The 26,054-nt window shown below is 66.6% G+C and carries 17 protein-coding genes; 8 read left to right on the top strand and 9 right to left on the bottom strand.

Features of this window, described 5'->3' with window-relative positions; all coding sequences use genetic code 11:
* The first annotated feature begins 170 nt into the window (after window positions 1-170).
* Together AC6A67_RS15790 and AC6A67_RS15785 are read left to right on the top strand one after the other, a co-directional pair.
* A complete protein-coding gene (locus tag AC6A67_RS15790; RefSeq protein WP_498037513.1) occupies window positions 171-1,319 on the top strand; it encodes an acyl-CoA dehydrogenase family protein in 1,149 nt (382 codons plus the stop codon).
* A 436-nt stretch (window positions 1,320-1,755) separates the two neighbouring features.
* Window positions 1,756-2,445 carry a GntR family transcriptional regulator gene (locus AC6A67_RS15785; protein WP_498037512.1) on the top strand — a complete coding sequence of 230 codons (690 nt, stop codon included), beginning with the start codon at window positions 1,756-1,758 and terminating at the stop codon, window positions 2,443-2,445.
* Window positions 2,446-2,591: 146 nt separating this feature from the next.
* Here AC6A67_RS15785 and bcsN read toward each other — a convergent pair whose 3' ends face one another.
* The 8 genes from bcsN to AC6A67_RS15745 all read right to left on the bottom strand — a co-directional run bounded on the left by bcsN (window position 2,592) and on the right by AC6A67_RS15745 (window position 17,387).
* A complete protein-coding gene (gene bcsN, locus AC6A67_RS15780; RefSeq protein ID WP_498037511.1) occupies window positions 2,592-3,821 on the bottom strand; it encodes a cellulose biosynthesis protein BcsN in 1,230 nt (409 codons plus the stop codon).
* 535 nt (window positions 3,822-4,356) lie between these two features.
* Window positions 4,357-6,450: a hypothetical protein gene (locus AC6A67_RS15775; protein WP_498037510.1), complete on the bottom strand. Its 2,094-nt coding sequence runs from the start codon at window positions 6,448-6,450 to the stop codon at window positions 4,357-4,359.
* Window positions 6,451-6,518: 68 nt separating this feature from the next.
* Window positions 6,519-7,556: a family 8 glycosyl hydrolase gene (locus tag AC6A67_RS15770; RefSeq protein WP_498037509.1), complete on the bottom strand. Its 1,038-nt coding sequence runs from the start codon at window positions 7,554-7,556 to the stop codon at window positions 6,519-6,521.
* Window positions 7,557-7,807: 251 nt separating this feature from the next.
* Window positions 7,808-10,642 (bottom strand): cellulose biosynthesis cyclic di-GMP-binding regulatory protein BcsB, encoded by a 2,835-nt coding sequence (locus AC6A67_RS15765; protein WP_498037508.1) that lies wholly within the window; start codon window positions 10,640-10,642, stop codon window positions 7,808-7,810.
* 11 nt (window positions 10,643-10,653) lie between these two features.
* Window positions 10,654-12,936: a UDP-forming cellulose synthase catalytic subunit gene (gene bcsA / locus AC6A67_RS15760; protein ID WP_498037507.1), complete on the bottom strand. Its 2,283-nt coding sequence runs from the start codon at window positions 12,934-12,936 to the stop codon at window positions 10,654-10,656.
* A gap of 513 nt (window positions 12,937-13,449) precedes the next feature.
* Window positions 13,450-14,172 (bottom strand): cellulose biosynthesis protein BcsS, encoded by a 723-nt coding sequence (bcsS, locus tag AC6A67_RS15755; RefSeq protein ID WP_498037506.1) that lies wholly within the window; start codon window positions 14,170-14,172, stop codon window positions 13,450-13,452.
* A gap of 1,215 nt (window positions 14,173-15,387) precedes the next feature.
* Entirely contained in the window at window positions 15,388-15,669 is a 282-nt protein-coding gene (infA, locus tag AC6A67_RS15750; protein ID WP_498037505.1) for a translation initiation factor IF-1, read from the bottom strand.
* A gap of 1,508 nt (window positions 15,670-17,177) precedes the next feature.
* A complete protein-coding gene (locus AC6A67_RS15745) occupies window positions 17,178-17,387 on the bottom strand; it encodes a cold-shock protein (RefSeq protein WP_498037504.1) in 210 nt (69 codons plus the stop codon).
* Between the two features lie 670 nt (window positions 17,388-18,057).
* Here AC6A67_RS15745 and AC6A67_RS15740 point away from each other — a divergent pair.
* The 6 genes from AC6A67_RS15740 to AC6A67_RS15715 all read left to right on the top strand — a co-directional run bounded on the left by AC6A67_RS15740 (window position 18,058) and on the right by AC6A67_RS15715 (window position 24,859).
* Window positions 18,058-19,272: an ABC transporter substrate-binding protein gene (locus AC6A67_RS15740; protein ID WP_498037503.1), complete on the top strand. Its 1,215-nt coding sequence runs from the start codon at window positions 18,058-18,060 to the stop codon at window positions 19,270-19,272.
* A gap of 61 nt (window positions 19,273-19,333) precedes the next feature.
* Window positions 19,334-21,193: an ABC transporter permease gene (locus AC6A67_RS15735; protein WP_498037502.1), complete on the top strand. Its 1,860-nt coding sequence runs from the start codon at window positions 19,334-19,336 to the stop codon at window positions 21,191-21,193.
* Complete coding sequence (locus AC6A67_RS15730; protein ID WP_498037501.1) at window positions 21,190-22,038, top strand: ABC transporter ATP-binding protein; 849 nt, start codon at window positions 21,190-21,192, stop codon at window positions 22,036-22,038. Before AC6A67_RS15735 ends, AC6A67_RS15730 begins: the two co-directional genes overlap by 4 nt.
* 112 nt (window positions 22,039-22,150) lie before the next feature.
* Window positions 22,151-22,966 (top strand): ABC transporter ATP-binding protein, encoded by an 816-nt coding sequence (locus tag AC6A67_RS15725; RefSeq protein WP_498037500.1) that lies wholly within the window; start codon window positions 22,151-22,153, stop codon window positions 22,964-22,966.
* 112 nt (window positions 22,967-23,078) lie between these two features.
* Window positions 23,079-23,771 (top strand): VIT1/CCC1 transporter family protein, encoded by a 693-nt coding sequence (locus AC6A67_RS15720; RefSeq protein WP_498037499.1) that lies wholly within the window; start codon window positions 23,079-23,081, stop codon window positions 23,769-23,771.
* Window positions 23,772-24,082: 311 nt separating this feature from the next.
* The gene (locus AC6A67_RS15715) at window positions 24,083-24,859 is read left to right on the top strand and encodes a ferredoxin--NADP reductase (RefSeq protein ID WP_498037498.1); all 777 of its coding nucleotides are present in this window, start codon (window positions 24,083-24,085) and stop codon (window positions 24,857-24,859) included.
* 232 nt (window positions 24,860-25,091) lie between these two features.
* Here the strand turns inward: AC6A67_RS15715 and AC6A67_RS15710 are convergent, their stop codons facing one another.
* Window positions 25,092-26,054, bottom strand: a complete 963-nt coding sequence (locus tag AC6A67_RS15710) for an NAD(P)H-dependent flavin oxidoreductase (RefSeq protein ID WP_498037497.1) — start codon at window positions 26,052-26,054, stop codon at window positions 25,092-25,094.

The raw sequence follows: 26,054 nt of genomic DNA, 5'->3' as shown, positions 1-26,054 counted from the left end.
TGCTGGCGGAGGCGCCTCCGCAACCCGCATGTTGGGCTGGCCCGGCAAGATTGCTGCAGCGCTGGCGGACAGCGCTCCCGCTGAGGCGCGCGCATTTGCGCGACGTCAGGGCCTTGCGCACGTCGTCCGGATCACGCATTGACGGCGCAAATATTTGATTGGAGGCCCTCATGGCATACCGTTCCAGCTGGATGACCGACGACATCGCTGCCTTCAGCGAGCAGTTCCGTCGTTACCTGCAGACCGAGCTCGCTCCCCACGCCATGCGCTGGCGCGAAGAGAAGATGGTTGACCGCTCCGCCTGGCGCGGCCTGGGCGAGATGGGCGCGCTGCTGTGCTCGGTGCCGGAAGAATATGGCGGCATGGGCCTCAGCTTCGCATGGGACGCCGCCGTGATGCAGGAGCTGGAGACCTGGCTGCCAGAGATGGCGACCGGCGTCAGCGTGCACTCGATCATCACCGCCCATTACATCAACGCCTATGGCACGCACGAGCAGAAGCTCAAATGGCTGCCGAACATGGCCAAGGGCGAATGGGTCGGCGCCATCGCCATGACCGAGCCGGGTGCAGGCTCTGACCTGCAGGGCGTGCGCACCACCGCCCGCCTTGACGGCGATCATTACGTCATTAACGGCGCCAAGACCTTCATCACCAATGGCCAGCTCGCCGACATCATCGTCTGCGTGGTCAAGACCGACCCGACCAAGGGCTCGAAGGGCATCTCGCTGATCGTCATCGAGACCGCGGGCGCTGAAGGCTTCCGCCGTGGCCGCAACCTCGACAAGATCGGCCTGCAGGCCTCCGACACCTCGGAGCTGTTCTTCGACGAACTGCGCGTGCCTGCCAGCAATCTGCTCGGCGCCGAAGAAGGTCAGGGCTTCGTGCAGCTGATGCAGCAGCTGCCGCAGGAGCGGCTCGGCCTGTCGATCCAGGCCATCGCCGCCATCGAGCGCTCGGTGGAGATCACCACCGAATACGTCAAGGAGCGCAAGGCGTTCGGCAAGTCGCTGCTCGAGTTCCAGAACACCGCCTTCAAGCTGGCCGAGCGCAAGACCGAGGCCACCATTGGCCGCGTGTTCATCGACCATTGCATTGAGCGGCTGATCGCCGGCGAGCTCGACACCGTCACCGCCTCGATGGCCAAGCAGTGGGTCACCGACAAGCAGAGCCAGACCGCCGACGAATGCCTGCAGCTGCATGGCGGCTACGGCTACATGCAGGAATATGAGATCAGCCGCCGTTACATCGACGCGCGCATCCAGCGCATCTATGGCGGCACCAATGAGATCATGAAGCTGGTGGTGTCGCGCTCGCTCTGAGCCGGTGACGCGACGCTGGCGTTGCAGGCGCGACCTGCAAGGCTCTGGCTCCGCCCAAAGCCTGGGCCATCACCCGATAGGGCAGACCTGTCGGGCTCTGGCGTGAGCCCGACGCCAGGCGCCGAATGGCGCGCCTCCCTGCGTGAATGACGTGAATTGCGCCCGGCCTCTGGCCGGGCGTTGCTTTTGCACGGTCAGACGTCAACGGCCGAAGCACTGGCTTATCAACACATTGGCGCTAGCAGCCGGGCCTGCTCACGCTGGCGCAACCCGCAAGACGCCAGGAGGAAGCCCCTGCAATCCAAGGGTTTAGGGCAATCGATCAGGGCGGAAGCGGTTAATGTTGCACTAAGGGACAATTGGTTCGCACTTGAACCATCCGGTAAAATCTGCATCTCATATAAAATATAAACAACATAACACAATAAGCGGCGGCATGGACACGGAAACGAGCCAGCAGGGAGGCGTCCGCACCGAAAGTCTCGCGATGCAAGCCTACAGGCATTTTCGCAAGCAATTGATGGCCGGTCGGTACAAGCCAGGGCAGAAAATCAAGCTGAAGGAGGTCAGCGAAGAGCTTGGCATCAGCGCCACGCCGATCCGGGAGGCGCTTGGTCGTCTGGTGTCGGAGCATGCGCTGTTTCAGATCGATCGCCGCTCGGTGCGCGTGCCGGTCATGGACGCCAGCCGATACCGGCACATTTCAGACGTCCGCATCCTGCTCGAAGGTGATGCCGCCGCCCGCGCCGCCGCTGACGCCAGCGAGGATGAGATCCTGGCGCTTGAGGCGATCCATGGCGCGCTGTGCGACGCCCATGACCTTGGGGCCATGGAAGAGCTGATGGCGGTCAATGAGCGCTTTCACCATGCCTTGTGCAGCATGGCGCATATGCCGGTGTTGCTGCATCTGGTGGAAAACCTGTGGCTGCAGTGCGGCCCGACGATGAACGCCTTTCGCGATTATCCGCCGCGCGCGCCGCGCCAGAAGCATGCGCATCTGATGATCATCGCGGCCTTGCGCCAGCGTGATCCGGACGCCGCCCGCCAGGCGCTGGCGCTGGATATTCGCGCCAGCGTCGAACGCATCGCCGCTTATCTGGATGACCACCGCGACGCGGTCGCCTGAGCCGATCACTGGCGCCAAGCCCCCGCGCTGGCGCCCCCCGCTGGCGACTTGTGCAGGCCGCGTCACCGCGCGGCCCATATGGCGTCTGCGGCGCAATGGACCCAGCAGGCCGAGTGACGCCGGTGAGCTGGCGCTACACGCCGCGTTTAACCGCCCGAGGGTCCGCGCAAGGCGCGGCCTGGCAGCGACGGATCGAGACCCCGTGTGATTGGGGCCGAGCCCACGGGCGCTGGCGCGGCGCCAGGCCGGGCTGACGCTGGGGCTGGCACGGCGGGCGTGTTGGCGCCAAGGCTCGGCGCTGCGCCGCCGCCGCCGGCAGGCGCCTGCACCGGCACGGCGCCTGGGATCGGGCCGAGATAGCGTGCGCCGGTGCCCGGTTCACGATAGCCGGCTGGCGCCTGCGGCTGCTGCGCCGCCGTCTCAGGCGCTGACTGGCGACGGGTCGGGGCCGGCGGCGTATAGCTTTCCGGCGCTTGACGGGCAGCCCGCGCCGCCGGACGCGACCGCCGCGTGGCGGCGGGGGCGGCGCGACGCTTACGCGGCGCGTAATTCCCTGACCCGGTGATGGGGTCAGTGCGGCGATAGCCACGCAGCATGCCAATCAGGCCGCCCGGATTACCCGCCGAGCGTTCAAACAATCCGCCGCCCGAACCGCCCCTGGCCTGGGCCAGCACGACACGGGGTGGCGGCGCGGCGGGCGCTACGTCATACAGGGCTGGCGCAGCCGGCGATGGCCGCCAGGCGGCCGTCTCCGGCTCCGGGTCCATGGCGAAGCGGTCGCGGGCCAGCAGGCCACGATCGCGGCCCTCTCGCATGGGGGCAGTCGCCGCATCAGCGCCAAACACCCTGGCGAGGCCACCAATCGCCACCTGTTCGCTCATCTCGGCCAGTTGGTCGAGCGTGGCGGTGGCGCTGCACAGGCGAATGCGCAGGCTGGCCGGGGTCGCGCGCTGGAACAGGCTGACGCGGTGATCGCCCGCGCGGGCCAGATCGCGCGCCTCGCCCCATGCATACAGGCAACGGCCGCCAGCCGCTGGCGCGCCGATCGCCACCTGCAGGCGGCCAGCGCTGCTGCGCAGGCTGCGATGACTGAGCGGCGTCATGTCCACGCCGGGGAATTGTTCAAAGAGTTCGAGCGCAGCCTCAGATGCGGTCGGCGCGCGCTCGCCAACGCGGATATCGATGAAATTCTGCCCCGGGCTGCCGCCGCTCAGCACCACCCGCTGCTGAAGGGTGAGGCCATCGCCACGCTCCTGCACCGCCAGCACCCGGCCGGCCGATGGCGGCAGGGTGACGATCGCCGCGCCGCGCGCCGTATTATTGGCAAGCGCCTGAGCTGCAAGGAATGGGCCGGCGCCCAGGAACGTCGCCGCCAAGGCTGCGATCGCCGCGAGGCGACGCCCCGACCACGCCATGTGGCCGGGCTGACCGTGTGGCCGCCGCAAGTCAGGTCCCTCAGCATTGCCGGCGCGCAGGCGACGAATCATGCTCTTCACTCTCCGGGCCCACGCCTTCGCGAGGCGGTCGCCGCTTGCTCTTGCACACACACTTGCCACACGCGCGCTTGCCGCACGCACTGCCACACGCACTGGACTGGCCGTTTGCAAGGATGCTTGCAAAGACGATTGCAAGGACACTCGCAGGTTCGCGCGCTGAATTCTGCAGGCCCGGGGCGACGTCGCCATAAGCATCCCGGCCCTCGATTCCAGCCTGTCGTCACTGCGTAGCGCCCCGCCAGATCCTGTGACCCAGCGCCCGCGCCCATCCTGGTGCGAGAGCGTGAAGATAGAGCAAACGCCGTCCGCCGTCAGGGACTTGCACACTCGGTCACTCCACCCGACCACCTCACCTGGTCACTTCATGTGGCCGCATTAAGTGACCAACCCGCCGCAGGCATGCGGCGCGCCAGCGTCAACGACCGCCGATGTATTGGTCGGCGTGGCGCTGGTCGGCCCAGAGCGTGCCGGCGGGCGCTGGCTGGGTGGCGTAATTGGGCTCCGTCGCCACCGTCAGCCCATTCCACGACGGCAGAAGCGTAAAGCCATAGCGCTCATACGGCATCGGACCGACGCCTGGGACACGCCGCGCCACCAGCGGCCACGGGCCCTTGACCGGCTCGGGCAAATAGCCTGGCGCTGGCGTGCTATAGGGCGCCCCCACCACCGCGCCAGGTCCGATGCCAGCAAAGCGCAAGGGATTGGCAGGGTCGACGCTGATCGGGAACTCTTTGGCGGTCAGCTTGGGTTGCGCCGGATAGCCCTGGTTTTGGCGATCCTGCGGGCCGATCCCGGCGCCGACGCCGCTGTCTGGGGTCGGCACCCGCGGCAGCGAACCGCGCAGGCCAGCCCCTGCCAGCGCACCGCCCGTCTGGCCATAGGACTGCACGCCCTGGCCGAGATACATGGGGCCGCCCTGGGCGCTCGCAGCGCCCGCATCCTCGACAGCCGCACGGTTGCGGCCCCGGCTGCGACGCTGCTCCGTCGCCGCGCGCGCCTGCACGTCGCAGGGGGTCGGCGGCCGCAGCGTGCCGTCAGGGAACACCAGTTCGACGACCTTGAAGAACTGGCCGTCATAGCGGTTGATGACATCAGCCAGGGTCTGGCGCTCTTTCATGCGATCAAGCGCCAGCGCGTAGCCATAGGCTGTGGCCTCTTTGGGAAACCACGCCATGGCCCGCTCGAACCATTGCAAAGCGACATCGTACTGGCATGAATTATAGGCGTACCAGCCAAGACCCTGCGCCGCCTCCCCGGAGGTGAGCTGCATGGCCACCTGGCCGTAACGGGCGAGACGCTCTGGCTCGATAAACGGCGGGATCGCCTTGGTCAGGTCCCGCTCGAGAATGTCGATGTAGAGGATCATGTTGTTGATCAGCGCGTTGCGCCAGGCGTAGGCCACCTCTTCGGCCTCGCGATACATGGTCAGATTGACCAGGGTGAGCGCCAGACCATGCGCAACCATGGCGTCGCCGCCCTTGGCGATGCTGGCCTTGAACCAGTCATAGGCGCGCCGGTAATCTTTCTGGTCGAAGAAATACCATGCGGCCAGCCCCGCCTGACCAGGATCCTCGATCGAAATGGCGTAATCTTCGAAGCGCTTCATCTCCTGGGCGTCGACTGGCTCGGTGCGCTCTTCCTTGAGGAAGGCGCTGATGCGGGCCCGGATCAGGTCAATGGCGATCGGCTCAAGCTCGCTGACGCCGTTTTCCGTGCGCGCCATCGCCGCCAGTTCGTCGACGGCGCTCATCGGCAGCGCCGCCATCGCTTTCTGAATCGTGGCGATGCGCTCCTGCGGGCCATGGTCGGCGGCCATGATCAGCTTGTAGGTCTCCAGCGCTTTCGCCGACTGGCCAGTGTGCGCCTGGGCGGTGGCCACCAGCCACTGCAAATCCAGCTCAAGGTCGCGGGTTTCGACGCCGGAATCACGCAAGGCGTGCAGCAGATGCTTCTCTCGCCCTTCCTTCGCGGCTTTCTCAATCTCCTGGCGCAGGGTCTTGCGCGCCACTTTGGCCGCGAGATCGCGTGAGGGCTGCCAGCCTGGCTCCGATTTGCGTCGCGCCGCGATGGCCGCCTTCAGCTCATCCAGCCGGTCGGCCGAATACAGCGCCCAGAACGGCTCCTCATCGCCCGCCGTCGGCTCGCCGGTCTCATAGACGTCGGCAGGCGGCGTCCAGCCTGGATACAGGCGCTGGATACGGCGCACCTCGGCGTCGGCGCGATCCTTCTGGCGGCTGAGCACGTAATAGCGCAGCGCCGACAGGTCTGGCTGAACGCCGGGACGCGCGACGGCGCGGCCGTCGGCGTTCTTCTCGGTCAACATGCGCCCGCCATCGGCCTGCGGCGGGGCGGAGGGCGCCATCTGGATCATCGACCCGGAAGGCGCTGGTTGGGCCATGGTGCCCGTGGGCGCTGGCTGTGGCCGTAACGGCTGCAGCGACGGTTGCGCCCACGCCTCGCCAGCGGCACAGGCCAGCGCCAGCGACAGCGCCGCCACCTGCCCGCGCAATGGCCGGCTCAACCAGGGCGGGGGGGCCGGTCGGTCGGCGCCGGGCTGCGGGTCATCCTTCCGCCGCGTCATCGTCCCGCCCCCCGCAGACAGTTCGGATAACGCATCTGCACCGCGATGACGGACATCAGATGCAACATGGCCGGATAATAGTTCTCATTGGCGCGCGGCCTTAGAAAATCATCCGGCACTGTGGCGTTATTGACCGCGCACATCGTCACCGCAGCGATGGCCGAATAGCCGCTCTCGCCCATCGATTGCAGCGCGCCAGTGCGGGCGTCGACCACATTGGCCACCTTGCCGCCCTGCCCCCACAGTTTGACGAATGGCTCATAGTCAGCCCGTTCGCCGAGACCCGCCCACGCCATGTAGAGCGGGATGCGGATGGCGTTGAAGCCGAAATTCTGCGGGAAGCCTTCCGCCGGGCGCAGCGTCGTGCCCTTGGTCGACATCCATTCGGTCGGCAATTGCGCCGGACCGAACCGCCCCTTGGCGATCAGCTCCATACCGCTACGGCTGAGCGCCGCCCAGTCAATCTCCGGCGCGACCAGATAGAGGCGGGGAAATGCCGGGAACACCCAATAGGACACATTGACCACTGGCCCATCAGAGCGCTGCTCGGCGCTAAAACCGAAGATTGACGGCAGCAGCAGCGCGCCCCAGCGGGTTTTGAACAACACCGCCTTGCGGCCAACCTCGACGGCAATACGGCGCGCCTCGATGCGATAGGCGACGTTGTTCCAGTATTCCCCGGCTTCGGCCAGGGCCCAGGCGGCGAGAATGTCGCCATCGGTGGCGTTGTTCATGTCGGCGACGCCTGGACGCTTGTCAGGGTCCCAGCGCCAGGCCTGCAATTTGTCGTCGCGCACCATCAGATTGGCGCGCGTCCAGCCCCAGATGCGCTCAAAGCCTTCACGGTCATTGGCGGCCACCGCCGCCAGCATGCCATAGGCCTGGCCCTCACTATGGCTGATCATGCCATTGGCGGTGTCGACGACACGACCCTGGTCGGTGACAAAGCGCGCCTTGAACGCCGTCCAGATTTCCGGGTTCTTGAGCGCGCCGCCCAGCGGAATGGCGCGGGTGTCCAGACGCAATTCAGGCAAGACAGGCGCTCCCTGTTGCGTGTCAGAGGCGGCGGCGGCCGCTCCCGCCGGCGCTGGCGCTGGCTGCGCCAGGGCCGCCTGCGAGCCGCCTGCCAGGATGGCCGCGCCAAGGACCGCCATGCGCACTGCCGCGCCAAAAACGCCAAGGGCGCCAAGAAGCCCAGGAGCCCCGAGAGCGCCAAGGGCGCCAGGAACGCTAAAAGCGCCACGCCTGCCGTCGGACATGTCTGGCAATCTGAACCCCATGCTCATCACTGCTTTCGTCCGATATTGCGTAGCAACCAGGTCGTGGTCCCGCCAAGGAAAATCGCCACCAGCAGCGACGACACCACATAGATGCTGGGATTGTGCGATAACCAGCTCGCGGCCACCAGCCGGGCGTTGACCAACGAGAATACGCTGGTGGGAATGAACTGGGTGTCGCGCGGCGCAATCGTCGTCACTTCGCCGACGGTTGCGTCGAGCAGGCTCTTCTGGCCACGCACCTGCGACCACACCGTGGGATCAACGAGGCAGGCGGTCGCGTCATACAAATCCTGGCCGTTGGGCGCGGTCAGCACGGTCAGCACCGTGCCATGGCGACCCGGCAACACCTGCTGGGCCATCACCAGCGACGTGGAGGGCGGCACCGTGGTCATGGCGCTGCCGTCAGCCTTGCGTTCACTGAGCAACGATCTCGCGCCGCTGACCATGCCGGTCCCCACCGAGACCATATTGCCCAACAGACCACTGACCTGGGCCATGAGGCTGGTGCGCCCGTAGATATTCTCGTTCCACTGGGCGAGCACATCACGCTGCGGCAATTCGGTTGTGTCCACTGCCGGCCGGGCCGCATCATCGGCCTGGGTCGCAGGGCGGGTCGCCAGCGCGCCATCGCCCGCTTTGGCCATCATACAATAGCCTGGCAGATTGCGCGTCAGAAAGGCGCGCTGCCGGGACAGCTGGCTGTAAGACGCCAGCCCCGCATTATCCTGGACAGCGGCCGTCCGCCGCTTCTCCCAGGCTGCCTTGAGCGCTCCGGCGTTGACGCCAACCGCCTCCAGCGTTGGATCGGACAGCGCGTTGGCCGGGGCCACGACAATCGTCGACACCGTGTTGTCGGCAGGCGGGGCGATCATCGCCTCCATGTCGACCATGGCGTTGGCCGCCAGGGCCATCTGCGCGGCGATGGTCGCCGCAGCACCCACCGAGTGGCGGTCCGGCGCCGGCAGGAACAGCCGGCTGCGCCCGGTGAGCGACATGGGAAACGCTGACGAGGTGGTGACCGCCAGATTGGGCATGTCGGCGACGCGGGCCAGGGTGGGGATGACGATTTCACTACTGTCGAGCAGCAGGAAACGCTTGGGCGCGCCGATGGCGGCGACCGGATCACAACTGCGATCAGCCGGCGACGGCACACGGGCCAGAATCTCGACGCGATTAAAGCCCGGCTTCAGCCGCCCAAGCGGGAACGGGATCTCGTTGCGCCGGAACACCTCGCCATCGCGGCGCGACAGCACGGTGGTGGCGGCGTCGCGGCCGTTGACGCTGATCGAGATCTGCGGCTCCGGCCCAAGCCCGGCGACATAGCCGCCATCGAGCCGCAACAGCACCTTGGCATAATCAGAGGTGTAGAAATCCGGTGGCAGCACCAGATCAAACGATACGCGGAACAGCCGGCCGTTGAACTCAATGCTCGGCATGTTGAGGTCGCGCAGCGGGATGCGGCCGCCGCCCTCGACCCGCAAACCACGATAATTGGCCAGCGCCAGCAGCCCCGCCGGGGCGCCGCGCGGCTCGTCCTGCCGCGTCAGACTGGCCAGCGCCTGGGCGAGGTCCGCCTCGGTCTGACCGGTCACCACCAGCATGGGCCTGCGCCCATTGGCGGCGGGCAACAGCGCCACCCGTGGCCCGCTGACCGAGCCGAGCCCTTCGACGCCAGGCTGCCTGGCGATATCCTTGTAGAGGCCCACCAGCAGATTCATGCCGGCGTCGCCTTCGGCGGCGGGGCCGACGTCGACGACGGGCTGCAGGAAGCGCGAGCGCAGGGCCACGCCCTGCACGGCCTTCATCACCTGGTCGACGCTCTCCAGCGTGGTGCGCCCGGGGATCACCGCCCGGACCGGAAAGGCGCCGAAACTGTCGGGCGCCAGCGAGGCGACATCTGGCGCATCAAGCACCCGGGCCGGCGCGCCATAGACCAGCAGACCGGTATTGGCGGCGTCGAGCTGCGTCCATAGCTCATAGGTAGCGCCGAGCGAGCAGTCGACGCGATGGCGCATATCGGCGGTGATGCGCACCGAGTTCCAGCCCGGCCGCATCAGATCGGCAGGGATGTCGAACACCGCCTGACGGGCGCCGCTCGGGGCCTGCAGATTGGTCTGGCCAACCACCACGTCATTGACCAGCAGCGTCAGCACCGACGCTTCGGGCATCACCGAAATGGCGGTGAGATAGCTCACGCGGAACTGCAGGCGCGCGCGCGCTTCGGCGTCATTGAGATAGACCGGCCATTCACTGGCGTCGATCTCACCGCGTAACCGGTAGCCATGCAAATTGACCGGCATACGGCGCAGATAGCCGCCCGGCACGGTCATTCGGTCGAGGTCGGCGCCGCCGCTGGTGCTTTGCACATTGGGCGTGACCCGATTGTCCTCCACGCCGCCACGCGGCAGGAACGAGCGGATGCGCTGCCCCGCCACGCCGCTGGGCGGCACGCCATAGACCTGGCGCTGGCCCTGCAACGTCGGGCTGGGCGCATTGGCCCGCTGGGTCTGCGGCGCGATCTCCAGTTGTTGCGCTGGCTGGCCCTGGGCGGCTGGCCGCGACTGCGGGGCAGAACTGGCCGGCGGCTGGATCAGCATGCCTGGCTGTTGTGGCTGGCCTGATTGCTGCGGCGCGACAAAACGGCCGCCCTGCATGGCGCCGCCGGCATCGAGCAAACCCTGGGCGGCGGCGATACCAGACGCCGAGGCCCACACCGCGGCGGCGATGACGCAGGCGCGCGCCATGGCGGCGACGCTGACCAGGCCACGCCGGCCATCCTCAGGCCGGGAGGCGGCGCGCGGTGCGTTTAGTGGGCGGGGATGGCGAACGCGCGACTGCATAATGACCTCCCTCACCGCATCGACAGCAGGCTGGCCGGATCGACGGCCATGTCGCCAGGCGCAGGGCCTGCAGGCGGCGGATCGCGATGCGGCTGCGGCTGTTGCTGCTGCGACGGCTCCGCCACAGCCTCGGGCGCTACGGCGCCGCGCGGCTTCAGGGCGTAGCTCAGGGCGCGCCATGGGCCGATCACGCCCCATTTCATCATCAGCGCCGTGCCGCGAATAATGTCCATGTGCCTGCGGCGCGAATCCAGCCAGTTGGCGAGGGCCTCGCGCTGGCCATACATCAGGTCGGCCAGCACGCTGTAATGTCGTGGTTCGAGCGCGCCGAAGCTGAGCAGGAAACCGCCCTGCTCACCTTCGCGATTCTGCCGCGAAAACACCACCGGCAGGTTGTCGCGAGCCGGCATCGCGCCGACTGGCTGAATCAGCAACCGGCCGGCGGCGTCAGCAGACGGCAGATCGGCTGGAATTTCGCCCATCACCCGCACCACGCAATCGGCGCTGGAGACATTGTCGATCATCACTGGCAGCTTGTGACCGCCGAGCATCAACACGCCGCGCCGCTCGATATTCAGCGACGGCTGGCGCGCCGCCGAGCGGCGCTCGGCCACCGCGCCAAGGCAGGCGCCGGCGATCATCAGATTGAGCGCGTTCCACATGCCGACGATGATCATCGCCGCTGACACGCCCGGTTCGGTGAAGAAGCGGTAGATCACCACCACCATGGCCAGCGCCAGCACGCCGAACAGGATGAAGAACGGCCACGCCAGTTCGGACAGATGGTCGTCCTGCATCACGTCGTTCTTGGCGGTGACGTTGAAGCTGGGTTTGCGTGGATTGATCGCCACGGCGCCAATGGCGCGGATCAGGAACATGCCCTGCAGCGTCTCATACATTTCCGACACCCACGGCCAGCGTACGCGGCCGTAGAGGTAGTTCTGCAGCATCAGCGAGGCGATCATATAGGTGAAGGTGAAGGCGATCGACTCGTCCACCGTCGCCACGAAAATGCGCAGGTCGAGGAAAATGTAGAGCAGCGGGATGAAGATGAAGATCAGCCGCGGCACCGGGAAGAACCAGAAGCTCATGCTCGACAGATAAGAGATCCGCTGCATGAAGCTGAGGCCGGCTTTGAAGGCCGGGTTCTTCAGGATCAGTATCTGGAACATGCCCTGGCACCAGCGGGTGCGCTGGCCGATGAACGAGGCGAAGGTCTCCGGCTGCAGGCCGGCCACCATCGGCTTGTCGACATACAGGCTGTGCCAGCCGCGCGAATGCAGCTCGAACGCCGTCTCACAATCCTCGGTGATGGTGACGCCATGGAAGCCGCCGGCGGTCTCCAGCGCCTCGCGCCGCAGCACTGCCGCCGAACCGCAGAAAAAGGCCGCGTTCCATTTGTCGAGACCGCGCTGGGTGACCGAGTAGAACATCTCGTTCTCACTCGGCATGTAGCCGAAGGTGCCGATGTTCTTCTCGACGGGGTCGGGGTTGAGGAACACGTGCGGCGTCTGCACCAGGAACAGCTTCGGCTCGTCGACGAAGAAGCCGACGGTTTCGCGCAGGAACTCGCGGAACGGCACGTGGTCGGCGTCGAGCACCAGGATGAGGTCGCCGGTGGAGTGCTGCAGGCCGTTGTTCATATTGCCGGCCTTGGCGCGCTCATTGCGGGCGCGCGTCAGATAGCGCACGCCGATCTCGGCGCACAGGCTCTGCAAGGTCGACCGGCGCTGGCGCGCCTGCGCCGCCTTTTCCGGGTCGCGATCAGCGCATTTCTGGTCGGTGCCGCCGTCATCGAGCAACCAGACCGTCAGCCGGTCTGCCGGGTAATCCATATTGCGGGCCGCCGACAGGGTCAGCGCCAGCATGGCCGGGTCTTCGTTATAGGAGGGCACGAACACGTCGACGCTGGGCAATTCGCTGTCCGCCGGGCGGCGGGCGCGCGGACGCTTGAGCGGATCGGCGTTAATCACCAGCGTCATGGCGAGGAAGAACACGCAATACAGCTCGCCGAGCAGCAGGATGACGCCTGCGCTGAAGCCGGCGACGTCGCCGGGTGGCGGCAAGGTATTGGTGATGCGCCAAAAGGCGTAGCGGATAACCAGAAGCGTGCCGAGGGCGAGAAAGATTTGCCGCGACAGGAAGCCCGACATGAACAGCCAGACGGCGATCATGGCGATGATCACCGCCAGGCCAAGAGCCAGCTGTATCGGCACCCCCACAGGCAAGGTCAGGAACAGGAAGGTGACGCTCCCCAGGATCACCCAGGCAAGCCATCGCAACGCTGCAATCATGTCCCTTTTCCCCCTGGCCACCTGCATTGATGGCGCGTGAAGAATTACAACTTCGTGAAGTGCAGCAATTTCCTTGTTATTGCAACAAGCGTTAGTCGATCTGGACACGCGCGCCGTTTACAAAATCGCAACAGCTCGGGCTCGGCCTCCACTGTGTCAATTTGCATGGGCGGCGCGTTTCAGCTGCCTGTCTGAGCCGGCGGCCACCGGCGCGAACGCTCGGCCGCACTGGCTACACTGGCAGAAACGCCGCACGACCATGCGTCATGGCCGCGATGAGGCCCCACTGGCGCTCGCAGGACGCCAGCGGCGCCCATTTACGCCTTTCGGCGCATCACCGTCAGCGACGCCCGCGCCAGCGATGCTGACAAAGGCGACGTCGCAGACCACCAGGCTGACTGGAGCCTGCCGTTGCGGCGCTCCGGTGCGACGACTGTGCGAAAACGGGATACATCTGCCTTGCGTTTGTGCAGGCGACACCGTCATTCGTTGCCTCGCGACCGTGCAGGCGGGTCAGAATTCGACGCGGGTATCCAGCAGCACGTAGCCGCCGGGACCGGCGCGGCTGTCGCGCAAATAGCCGCCGGACAGGCCGAACTTGAAACGACCAAACGTCAGCCCGCTAATATGCGCGCCGAGCCGCCATTGCTTGTAGAAATTGTCGCCGAGCAGCGAGAATTCGGGACCAATGAAGGTGCGGTCGAACAGCGCGTAGCCAGCCTTGAAGCGGGTGTAATAGGCGCTGGCATGGGTCGAGTACGAACCATAGGCCGACACCATCGTGGTGTCGGTGGGGTTGGCGTAAAGCTCGCCGACCACGCGCAGACCATAGCCATGCCCCCGGGTGGCGTTGGACGGGTCGACCGGATCGAGCTTGATGTTCTGGTAATTGAAGCCGAGATAAGCGGCGATATGGATATCTGGCTCGGCCCACTCATAGCCAATCAGCACCGAGCCGCTCTGCTGATTGCCGATGACGCGGGTGTCTTCACTGCGATATTCGAAGGCGCCGATCTGGCCTTCGACGCGACCGCGCCAGCCTGACGTCTGATCGAGATCGCCCGTCAGCGCGCCCGTGATCGAGGTGTTGGCGAACAGCGAATTGGTGGTGGTGGCGGTGATCGCGGTGTCGACCGCAATAATGGTTCCGGCGGACTGGGCGCCGGAATAGCCGCCCCGCGATGACCCATAGCCGGATGTCCAGTCTGCGGCATGGGCGGCGCTGGAGACACCCAACAACGCCAGGGCGGCGCAGCTGACGGCGCGAAGTGGCCGCGGCGACGCCCGTCCAATGGCTGCGGCTGGAGCATGACGGCGCGATCTGTAGGCGTGCCTTGATGTCATCTGCAGGGTATCCACTTCACCACTGGCCCAGGCGCGGCCAGAACAGTTCATCACGACGTCATGGATGAACGAGATTGGTTAATTGGGCGTTAAGGTTAAGGAATTGCGTGTTAATTTCCGACCTTGTCCAAACCAGGCGAATTTTCCGCGCAATGCGTCAATTAGCCGGGCTAATTCAAGCGTTGCCCATCTGATCACACAGGAAACGAATGGGCATATGCGCGCTCTAACAAAAATGAGGCGATGTGTTCTATTTATAAATCACGTCACGTTCGCGATAATCAAAAAACAAAAACGACGCCATCAACCAAGATGTACTTACAGATACGCGGCAGCGCTTTCTGGAAGCCGCCGCTCGACCAAAGAGTCCTGCTTCGCCCTGACGTAGCAGGAGGCGTCTGGCTGGGCATGGCTGATATGGCGCAGGCGACGTCGACAGGACGACGCAACCTCCCCGGACCTATTAGCGCGCACATACCGGCGCCTCACCCTGCAACAGGCTGGGTGGCGCGCGAAAAGTGAATGCTGGAAACTGCGTGAAGCCGCTCTGGCCGCAACTGTTGGCGCAACGATCGGCGCAACATTGGCCGCGCCCTTGGCGTCGGCGCCGAGCCAGCGCTTGACCCAGACCCTCACCCTGCTCATGGCGCTGGCACTGGCGCTGGCGCAGGCACTGGCATGACCCCATGCCGCGCCCCCCGGACAAGGCCTGGGCCCAAGCTTTGGCGCAAGCTTTGGCGCAAGGTTTGGCGCAAGGCTTGGACGGTGGGGCGAAACGAGCGGACGAGGGTCGCCTGAGCTTTAATCGTTTAACGCTGCGCAAAAAACCGCTGCTGCGGCGCGGACGCTCTCACCACAGTCGCAAAAAAGGCGACCCTTTTGAGTCGCCTTTTGATTGCGCATTGAAGTCGCCTCGCACACCAATTGGAGGGAGGTGGCGGCGCCTAGCGAGCCGCTGGGCGCAGCGTCATGCGATCTTTGACCGCGTCGCTTTCCCCGACCTGTGGCGACGCAACTGGCCTCAGTTGAGCCAGCCATGCTGCCCAGGCCTAAACCAACGCCAGGGCAGTGTTCCAACAAGGGCACGACAGCGCGGCGCGCCCTGGCTCAGCGACGGCGGAAGTTGCCGCCACGCTGCGGCGGACGACCGCCAGGACCTGCAGGACGCTCGTCCTTGTGACGATAAACCAGACGGGCCTTGTCAAGATCGTAAGGCGACATTTCAACGGTGACACGGTCACCTGCGAGCGTCTTGATGCGGTTGCGCTTCATGCGGCCCGCGGTGTACGCGATCACCTCATGGCCGCCCTCAAGCTGAACGCGGAAACGCGCGTCCGGCAGGATCTCGGTCACGAGACCATCAAATTCAATCAGCTCTTCCTTGGCCATACAGTTACTCACATCATGCGGCGGCGCCGCGTCTGGCATCCACCTGGCACCGGCCTGACGGCGCTGCCCTGGCGAATACGAGAATTTCCAAACCGGTGACTGGGCCAACCGCATGGGCTTCGCCAGGATAAGGAGATCCCGAGCGACGCTCCAGCACCTCCAGACCCGCAGACAGGCGTCAGCTTATGGCTGCCGATGTCCCGGGCGTCCGGCGCTTTATGGCGCAGATCGCGCAGGATATAAAGGGCCTGACGGTCGCACGCCTTCAATTTATCCGGATGATGACTGTCGGCGAGCGGAAGGGCCCCGCGCCAGACGCCCCGCGCCGGCGCGATAGCCGACGCCGCTTCCGCCAATCTGCAGCGACCACAACCGGACTCTGGGTGCATGCAATGGCGCCGGGCGCATACAGCGGCGCCGGCCAGACGGCGTCGGGCAGCATGGCCGGAGAGGGCGGCCCCACGCCCACCCTGCAGCCACGCCCCTCGCCGATAACCGGCGCCCATCACCCGCGCCCACCACCCGCGTCCATCACCCGCGGTTCTGGCCGACGCCCCAGGCCAGCGCATCGTTCGGCGCGCATGCCTGATAGCATGACCAGTCGCATGCCCCGCCCCGACCCGGCGCTATGCCCGATGACGCCAGGCGCGCGCGGGCTGCAGCAAACCGCCGACCAGCTGGCTCCCCACGCCCCTGCCCCAGCAATGCATTGGACAACTGCCAGAACGTTCTGCCGAACTGGCTGCCCGTTTGGCGGCCGACGTCGCAGCCAATGCACCTGCAGATCGGCCTCCCCAAAAGAGCCGTAAGACGAACCCGCCCTGTGCGGCGTCCTTGCGCGGCCCTTGCGCCGTCCCTGGGCCGTCCCTGGGCCGTCCTTGCGCCATGGCGCACCCGAAGGGTCGCGCCCAACAACTCCGCTAGCGCCCTGAGAGCAGCGGCAGCGCCAAGGCGCATGACCAGGGCAAACGCCCCCGCCGCCTGGGCATCTCTCAGCCCGCGCTTGCAGCGAAGCGCTCGGCAAGGCGCTGCCAACGCGCCCACCGGCGCCAGCGTCTACCTAACAGTTAGACGGCCCTATGAGGGCGGACGCCCAGGGCGCGCCATCGGCAATGGCCGTCATCCATGTCGAGCCAGACAGTCACCGAACCGGCAACCCGTCTGCATCCCGCCACTCACCATGCCAGTCCGCGACCACGGCCAGTGACCACGCGGCGCTCCACGACAGCCTCCGCCGTCGCACCGGCGCCGTGTCGCAGTCGCGGCGGGCGCCCACGGCCGGCGATCACCGCCGCGCCCTGCCCATCAGAACGCCCGCCCCGGCAATCGACGGCGCCGCCGCACCCTACGCGGGCTGGCGACATCGCGCCAACCTCCATGTCATTTCGCACCTTGCGGCGCCTCCCCCCGACTAATCACTGCCAGGCAGTTCATCTGCAAAGCGTCACACACGTCACGCACTACGCCCGCCGATTGACGCCGGAAGCGCCGCCCTAACAAAACCGGGCTCAGCCGGCTTGCAAATTGCCCGCCGCCTGCTTGCCCGTTCGCCGGTCGATTTCGATCTCGAACGTCACCTTTTGCCCTTCGACCAATCCGCGCATGCCAGCGCGCTCAAGCGCCGTTGCGTGGACGAAGACGTCCTTGCCGCCCGTATCAGGCTGGATGAACCCATAGCCTTTTTGTTCGTTGTACCATTTCACAGTTCCAGTCTGCATAAAGCGGTCCTTTCAGTCCTTATCAGCAATCCCGGGCCCGGCTCGCCGACAGCGGCGAATCATTCACTTGCCTGACAGATCGCCAAACAAATTAACTAAGCCAATTTTCGTCCACGCCGCTTGAAACGACAGGTATTATTTAAAATATACCTCCCACTGCAGCAAGTAGTATTTGTTTTTTGCACGCCATTTACTTCACGGACCAGCGCGCCGACATCCCCACGCCCTGTGGCGCGCGCGGCGCGCATGGCGACGGGCAGAACTGGCGGCGGCCCGTCAACGCCGTCGCGCAGGCATGCGTGTGGAGCCGCGCTATCTCCCGACCTTCGGCCGTTTGCGCGGCGCTTTATTGCCGCCGACACGGTGAGTTGCTAGAGCGTTGGTCAAGCGTGCAAGGGAACGGTGCACAAGGGACCAGCGTGCAAGGGAACGGCGTGCAAGTGAACGGCGTGCAAGGGGCATGTATGCAAGCGACCTGCGCGCCTGGGATCTACACGCAAGCGGGAGCGGCGCGCACCCGCCGCCCGTGCGCCGGCGCATAACCTGGGACATCCGTTGATGCATCCGTCAACGCATGAACGGCCTGGGAGCGCGGTCGCGCAATCATTGCGCCCGGCGTGAGCGGGCGACAGGCGCGTGAGCAACACGCCGCCGCAGGGAGAGCACATCGATGACGTTTCGCAGATCGCTCGCAATCGCATTCGCTGCCCTGACGCTCGGCGCCGGGCCAACGCTGGCGCAGCAGCCCGCCCTCAGCGGCGAGGTGCGCGTGGGCGAACTCAACTCCTATTCGACCCTGCCCTCGTTCACCGAACCCTACAAAAAGGGCTGGCAGCTGGCGGTTGAGGAGATCAACGCTTCTGGCGGCGTCAATGGCAAGAAGCTGACGGTGATCAGCCGCGATGACGGCGGCAAGCCGGCGGAAGCCCTCACCATCGCCAACGAACTGGTGTCGCGCGAAAAGGCCGAGATGCTGGTCGGGGCATTCTTTTCCAACGTCGGCCTCGCGCTCAGCGACTTCGCCCGGCAGAAGAAGATCGTCTATCTCGCCGCCGAGCCGCTGACCGACGCCATGGTCTGGGACAAGGGCAACAAATACACCTTCCGCCTGCGCGCCTCGAACTACATGCAGGCCCGCATGCTGGCGGAAGAGGCGGCGAAGCTGCCGGCAAAGCGCTGGGCGGTGATCGCGCCGAATTATGAATATGGCCAGTCGGCGGTGGCGGTGTTCAAGAAGCTGCTGTCGGAAAAGCGCCGGGACATTGAATGGGTCGCCGAGCAATGGCCGCCGCAGGGCAAGATCGACGCAGGCCCTGTCGCCCAGGCCATTCTGGCGGCGAAGCCCGAGGCCATCCTGAACGTCACCTTCGGGCCAGACCTGGTCAAGCTGGTGCGCGAGGGCAACGCCCGCGGCCTGTTCAAGGACCGCGCTGTGGTCAGCTTCCTGACCGGCGAGCCGGAATATCTCGACCCGCTGAAGGACGAGGCGCCCCAGGGCTGGATCGTCACCGGCTACCCCTGGTATGACATCAGCACGCCAGAGCACGACGCCTTCCTCAAGGCCTATCAGGCGCGCTTCAATGATTATCCGCGCCTCGGCTCGATCATTGGCTACAGCGCCATGCACTCGGCCGCCGCCATGCTGCGCAAGGCGGGCTCCACCGATGCGGACAAGCTGATCGCGGCGGGTCGCGGCCTGTCGCTGTCGTCGCCCTTCGGCCCGATCACCTTCCGGCCCGCCGACCAGCAGTCGACCATGGGCGCATTCGTCGGCGTCACCGGCGTGCGTGACGGCAAGGGCGTGATGCTCAATCCGCAATACCGCAAGGGCGAGGACTATCTGCCGTCCGAGGCCGAGGCGGCCAAAATGCGTCCGGCTGACTGACGGCGCGCGCCCGACCCTCGAAGGCCCACCTCGCCCGACGCATGACAGGATTTGACCGCCGATGGATTTCTGGCTCGCCCAGTTACTGACCGGACTTGCCAGCGCCTCATCGCTGTTTCTGGTGGCGTCGGGGCTGTCGATCATTTTCGGCGTCACCCGGGTGGTGAATTTCGCCCATGGCGCCTTTTACATGATCGGCGCCTACGCCGCCTGGTCGATCACCGAGCGGCTCGGCGGCGCTTTCGGCTGGTGGGGCGGCGTGCTGCTGGCCGCGCTGGCAGTGGCGCTGCTCGGCGCCCTCGTCGAGATCGTCGTGCTGCGGCGGATCTATCGCGCGCCAGAGCTATTCCAGCTGCTCGCCACCTTCGGGCTGACGCTGATCGCCGCCGATCTGGTGGTGATGCTGTGGGGGCCGGACGAACTGGTTGGCCGCCGCGCTCCGGGCCTCACCGGCTCGGTGCAGCTGTTCAGCCAGATGATCCCGGCCTGGGATATTTTCCTGATCGTCCTCGGCCCGGTGACGCTGGGCGCGCTGTGGCTGCTGTTCAATCGCACCCGCTGGGGCATTCTGGTGCGCGCCGCCACCCAGGACCGTGAGATGGCCTCGGCGCTGGGCGTCAACGAGAAATGGCTGTTCACCGGCGTGTTCACCCTGGGCGTGTTCATGGCGGCGCTCGCCGGGGCGCTGCAATTGCCGCGCGAATCCGTCAACCATCACATGGATCTGCGGATTATCGTCGACGCCTTCGTCGTGGTGGTGATCGGCGGCCTCGGCAGCATTTCAGGCGCCTTTGTCGCCGCCGTGCTGGTGTCGCTGCTCAATGCCTTCGGCATCCTGCTGTTCCCCAAGATCTCGCTGGTGATCATCTTCCTGGTGATGGCGCTGGTGCTGGCCGTGCGGCCGTGGGGGCTGCTGGGCCGGCCCGAGGCGGTGCAGCGTCAGCCCGGTGAGACTGCGGTGACGCCGTGGCGACCGCTGTCGGGCGCCGGACGGGCGGCCATGGCGGCGCTGGTCGCCGCCGCCGCCGCGCTGCCGCTGGTTGGCGGCGATTATCTGGTGGTGGCGGCGACCGAGACGCTGATCTTCGCCATTCTGGCGGTGAGCCTGCACTTCCTGCTGTCTGTGGCGGGCGTCGCATCGTTCGGGCACGCGGCTTTCTTTGGCCTCGGCGCCTATGGCGTGGCTCTGGCCGTGAAGGGGCTGGGGCTGGGCATGGCGGCGTCGCTGCTGCTGGCCCCGCTGGCCGGCCTTGTCGGCGGGGCGCTGTTTGCGCTGGCCGCCATACGACTGTCTGGCGTGTATCTGGCCATGTTGACCCTGGCCTTCGCCCAGATCCTGTGGTCGATCGCCTTCCAGTGGGTTGAGGTGTCGGGCGGCGACAATGGCGTGCTCGGCCTGTGGCCAGAGGGCTGGGCCAGCACCGCCGAAGGTTTCTACTGGATGACCCTGGCCATCGCCGTGACCATGGTGGCGGTGACGCGGGTGATGATGTTCGCCCCGCTGGGCTACAGCCTGCGCGGCGTGCGCGACTCCGCCCCCCGCGCCGCCAGCATTGGCCTGCGCCCGGCGCTGACGCGCTGGCTCGCCTTCAGCATCGCCGCCACCGGCGCCGCCATCGCCGGGGCGCTGTTCGCCTTCCTCAAGGGTTCGGTGTTTCCGGATGTGCTGGCGATCCCGGTGTCGGTGGATTCGCTGGTGATGGTGCTGCTCGGCGGCGTCGAAACCACGCTTGGGCCGCTGGTCGGGGCCATCGCCTACAAGGCGCTGTCGATCTGGCTGCTCAGCCAGACGCAATGGTCGAAGCTGGCGCTGGGCCTGATCATTCTGGCGGTGGTGCTGGCCTTCCCGCGTGGCCTCGTCGGCGTCGCCAATCTGTGGCGGGCGCGGCTGTGGCCACGCCAGGTCGGGGAACGGCGATGAGCGACCTCAGCAAGCCTGGCGCAGGCCCAGGCGCCGACTCTGCCCCTGCCCCCGCCCCCGGCCTCGACTCCAATCGTGAGCCCCTGTTGCGCGCCGAAGGGCTCAGCAAGGCGTGGGGCGGCGTGCGCGCCGTCGACGACGTCAGCTTCACCGTTGCCGCAGGTGAGATCGTGGCGCTGATCGGCCCCAATGGCGCCGGCAAGAGCACCTGCTTCAACCTGATCAACGGCCAGATCCGGCCAGACGCCGGGCGGGTGCTGTTGCATGGCCGCGACATCACCGGCGCCGCGCCGGCCCAGGCGTTTCGCGCAGGCGTCGGGCGCACCTTTCAGGTGGCCGCCGTCTTTTCCTCCATGAGCGTCCGTGAGAACGTACAGACGGCGCTGGCCTCCAGCCAGGGGCGGAGCCTGCTGCCTTTCGGCGCCGGACGCCGCTTTGCCCGTGACGATGCCATGGCGCTGCTGGAACTGGCCGGCATGGCCGCGCATGCGGAGCGACCCGCCGCCGAGCTCGCCTATGGCGACGTCAAACGACTCGAACTGGCCATCGCCCTCGCCGGGCGGCCACGCCTGCTGCTGATGGATGAGCCGACCGCCGGCATGTCCCAGGCCGATCGCGCGACCTTGATGCAGGCCGCCAGCCGCATCGCCCGCGACCGGGGCATGGGGGTGCTGTTCACCGAACACGACATGGATGCAGTATTCGCCCATGCCGACCGCATTCTTGTGCTGGACCGCGGCAAAATGATCGCCAGCGGCGCGCCAGACGCGGTGCGCGCCAGCCCAGCGGTGCGCGCCGCTTATCTCGGTGACGGCGTGTTGTTCGCCGCAACCGGTGGAAACTGACCGACCCTTCGCCCTTTGGAATCTGTGCCCCTGTCAGGGGCCAGCCGCCGCCGATATTGACGCAGCGCACGCGCCGGTCCAGCCAGCGCCCGAGCCGCCTACGGAGACACTGATGCCAGACCAGACGCCGGACGACGGCGGGACGCGCGCGGACGAGGCCGCCAGCGTCTTCGCCGCAACCGCCGACGCCGCGCCAGGCGAGGCGGACCTTGCGCTGCAGCAGCAGGGCCTGATCGTCAGCGGGCTCAACGCCTGGTATGGCCAGGCGCAGATCCTGCGTGACGTCGGCCTCAGCGTCGGACCAGGCGAGATCGTGGCGCTGCTGGGCCGCAATGGCGCTGGCAAGACCACGACGCTGCGGGCGATCATGGGGCTGGCCCGGCGCAGCGCCGGGCGTCTCACGTTCCGCGGCGCCGATATTGGCCCGATGCCGCCCTTCGCCATCGCCCGGCGCGGCCTCGGCTATGTGCCGGAGGACCGGCGCATTTTCACCGACCTCACCGTGGACGAAAACCTGGAGGCCGGCCGGCAGCCGCCGCGCCCTGGCGCGCCCGAATGGACGCCGGAGCGGCTGTTCGCGTTGTTTCCCAATCTTGGCCGCATGCGCGATCGCCCCGGCGGCGCCATGAGCGGCGGCGAGCAGCAGATGCTGGCCATCGCCCGCACGCTGATGGGTAACCCCTATATGGTGCTGCTCGACGAGCCCGGCGAAGGGCTCGCCCCACGGCTGGTTGAGGACATGGCGGCGGCGCTGCTGCAACTGAAGCGCGATGGCCTCAGCCTGCTGGTGGCCGAGCAGAACCTTAACTTTGCCAGGATTGTCGCCGACAGGGTGCATGTGCTGGCCAGCGGCGCCTCATGTTTCTCGGGAACCATGGCGGATCTCGACGCTGACCCTGAGCGACGCGACGCCCTGCTGGCGGTGTAAGGTCGGCAAAGGGCGACGCGGTGGCGGCGCAGCGATGACGGCGACGCGTTCGGGCAGGCGTTGGCGGCGCTGGCGGGACAGTTCACGGAAACGGCGATGGCGGACGGCGGGCATGCATTCTCTCAACGAAAAGCATCTTCTCACCCGCGTCGGCTGGCTGCGCGCCGCCGTGCTCGGCGCCAATGATGGCATCGTCTCCACCGCCAGTCTGATCACCGGCGTGGCCGCCGCATCCTCGTCGACGCTGGCCGTGCTGACCGCCGGCGTCGCCGGGCTGGTGGCCGGGGCCATGTCGATGGCGGCGGGCGAATATGTCTCGGTGAGTTCGCAGGCTGACGCTGAACAGGCCGATCTGGCCCGCGAGCGCGCGGAGCTGGCGAGTGAGCCGGAAGCGGAACTGGCGGAGCTGGCGCAGATCTATCAGGCGCGCGGCCTTGAGCCGGATCTGGCGCAGGAGGTCGCCCGGCAGTTGATGGCGCATGACGCCCTCGGCGCCCACGCCCGTGACGAGCTTGGCATCACCGAAATTTCGACCGCCCGCCCCATTCAGGCTGCCCTGACCTCGGCCGCGACCTTCGCCGCCGGCGCCATCTGGCCGCTGCTGGCGGCGGTGCTGGCCCCGGCGTCCTGGCGCATCGCGGCGGTCACCGTGGTGACGCTGCTGTGCCTCGCGCTGCTCGGCGCCGTGGGGGCCAGAGCAGGCGGCGCGGCGCCGTGGCGCGCCACCTGGCGGGTGCTGGTATGGGGCGCGATGGCCATGGCCGTCACGGCTGTGATTGGCGCGCTGGTCGGCCACGCGCTATAGAGCGCAGGGACTTGCAAAGGCTGGCGCTGGCTGGCGCGTGGCTTTGCCGGAAACGCTGGCGAAGGCGCTGGGTAAGAAAATTATTCTCCTGTGCGGTGGCGCACAGACTGGATGCATTCCAATTTACAGCTATGGCGGAACATTCATTTATTTGCCCGTCCTGTGACGGGAAATTATTGAGTTGGCCTGAACCGGTGTGCTAACCCGCCACTTCCGCTGTCAGCAGCCTTCGGCGCCCCCTGCGGCCCCCGTGCCGCCACCGTGTCGCCCGTGTCTGTGGCAGAGCGTGTCTGAAAGTTCGTGGATACAAGATGAGCAATTTCTATTCGGAAAAGGTCCTTGCCGTTCGCCACTGGAACGACACGCTGTTCTCTTTCCGCACCACCCGCGACGCTGGCCTGCGCTTCCGCAGCGGCGAGTTCATCATGATCGGGCTGATGCAGGACAATGGCCGGCCGCTGCTGCGCGCTTACTCCATCGCCAGCCCGAATTATGATCCGGAGCTGGAGTTCTACTCGATCAAGGTGCAGGACGGCCCGCTGACCTCGCGGCTGCAGCATCTGAAAGAAGGCGATGAGATCATCATCGGCCGCAAGCCGACCGGCACGCTGGTGCTCGACAATCTCGAGAACGGTCGCAATCTGTATCTGCTGTCGACTGGCACCGGCCTTGCGCCCTTCGCCAGCCTGATCCGCGACCCGGAGGTCTATGGCCGCTACGACAAGGTGGTGCTGACCCATGGCTGCCGCTTCGTCTCGGAGCTGGCCTATGGCGAGCAGCTGGTGAATTCCGTGCTCGAGGATGAATTCCTCGGCGAGGAAGCGCGCGAGAAGCTGCTGTACTACCCCACCGTCACCCGCGAGCCGTTCCGCAACACCGGCCGCCTCACCCATCTGATGGAGAGCGGCAAGCTCTACGCTGACCTCGGCCTTGATCCGCTGTCCGCCGACGAGGACCGGGCGATGATCTGCGGCAGCGAGCACATGCTGGCCGACCTCAAGGCCCTGCTGCTCGCCGCAGGCTTCAACGAAGGCAATAACAGCGAAGCCGGCCAGTTTGTGGTCGAGAAGGCGTTCGTGGAGAAGTGAGGCTGCGTCCGGGACGGCGACCGTATGGCCGCCGGCCTGGGACAGAGCGATGACGGCTGGAGGCTGACCTTTTTGGTCGGCCTTTTTTGTGGCGCGGCCCTTGAGTTGAGGCGCCTAGGGCGCCTGGCGCCGGGGCGTTTAGGCCCACGTTCGACCGGGGGAAGACGTGGATGCCCGTGACGAGCACGGGCATGACGGTGGTTTGTGCCTTGCGCGTAACCTTGCCCTTGTGTCAGCCGCCGAGTTGGGCACGCAGGTCGGCGCGCGCCTGCTGGTACTGGCTGGCCACCTCGGCGACCAGCTCCGCCACCGGCTGCACGCTGTGCACGCCCGAGACCGAATGGCCGGCGCTGCGGATGTCGACCCAGCGCTTGGGCCCTGGCGCCTGCGAGCCGCCGCCGAACATCTCTTTGGCGGTCTGCGCCGTCACCTGTTCGTCGAGCCGGTCGGGGTCAAGCCCGGCGGCGATGATCGACGGGCGTAGCATGTTGGTGCGCAGGCCGGTGAAGGCCTGGGTCAGCACCACATCATCCATGGATGAACTGACCAGCATGTCGCGATAGACGTCGTCGGCCATGCTCTCCGGCGTGGCGATGAAGCGGGTGCCCATATAAGCGAGGTCGCAGCCCAGCGCCTCGGCCGCCACCAGCGAGGCGCCATCGGTGACGCCGCCGGCCAGCACGATCGGGCCGTCGAACATCGCCCGCACGGCGCGGACAAAGGCGAAGCCATTCATCCAGCCGGTCTGGCCGCCGGCGCCAGCGGTGAGCAGCACGAGGCCATCGGCCCCGGCCTCCAGCGCCTTTTCGGCATGCTTCACCGTCGCCACATCAGCCAGCACCAGCGCGCCGACATCATGCAGCGGCTTGACCACGGCGGCGGGCGAGCCGACCGAGGTGATGACCATTTCGACCTTGTGGCGCACCAGGCAGGCCAGATCATCCTGCAGCCGCGGCTGGCGGATGATCAGATTGGGGCACCAGGGGGCGTAGGCGCCGCCGCCGTCGCGGACGCGGGCGGCGATGTCGGTGAGCCAAGCGTCGAGCTGCTCCACCGTGCGGGCGTTGGCGGTGGGGAATGACCCCACCACACCGCTGCGACAGGCGGCGACCACCAGATCAGGCCCGGAGATGCGCAGCATGGGCGCGGCGATCACCGGGATGCTCAGGCGGCTGCGAATCTTGGCGTCAAGCAT

The organism is Camelimonas sp. FR25, from assembly GCF_059740505.1.
Note: the sequence above shows the minus strand (reverse complement) of the source record. Positions and strands in the feature narration are given on the sequence as shown.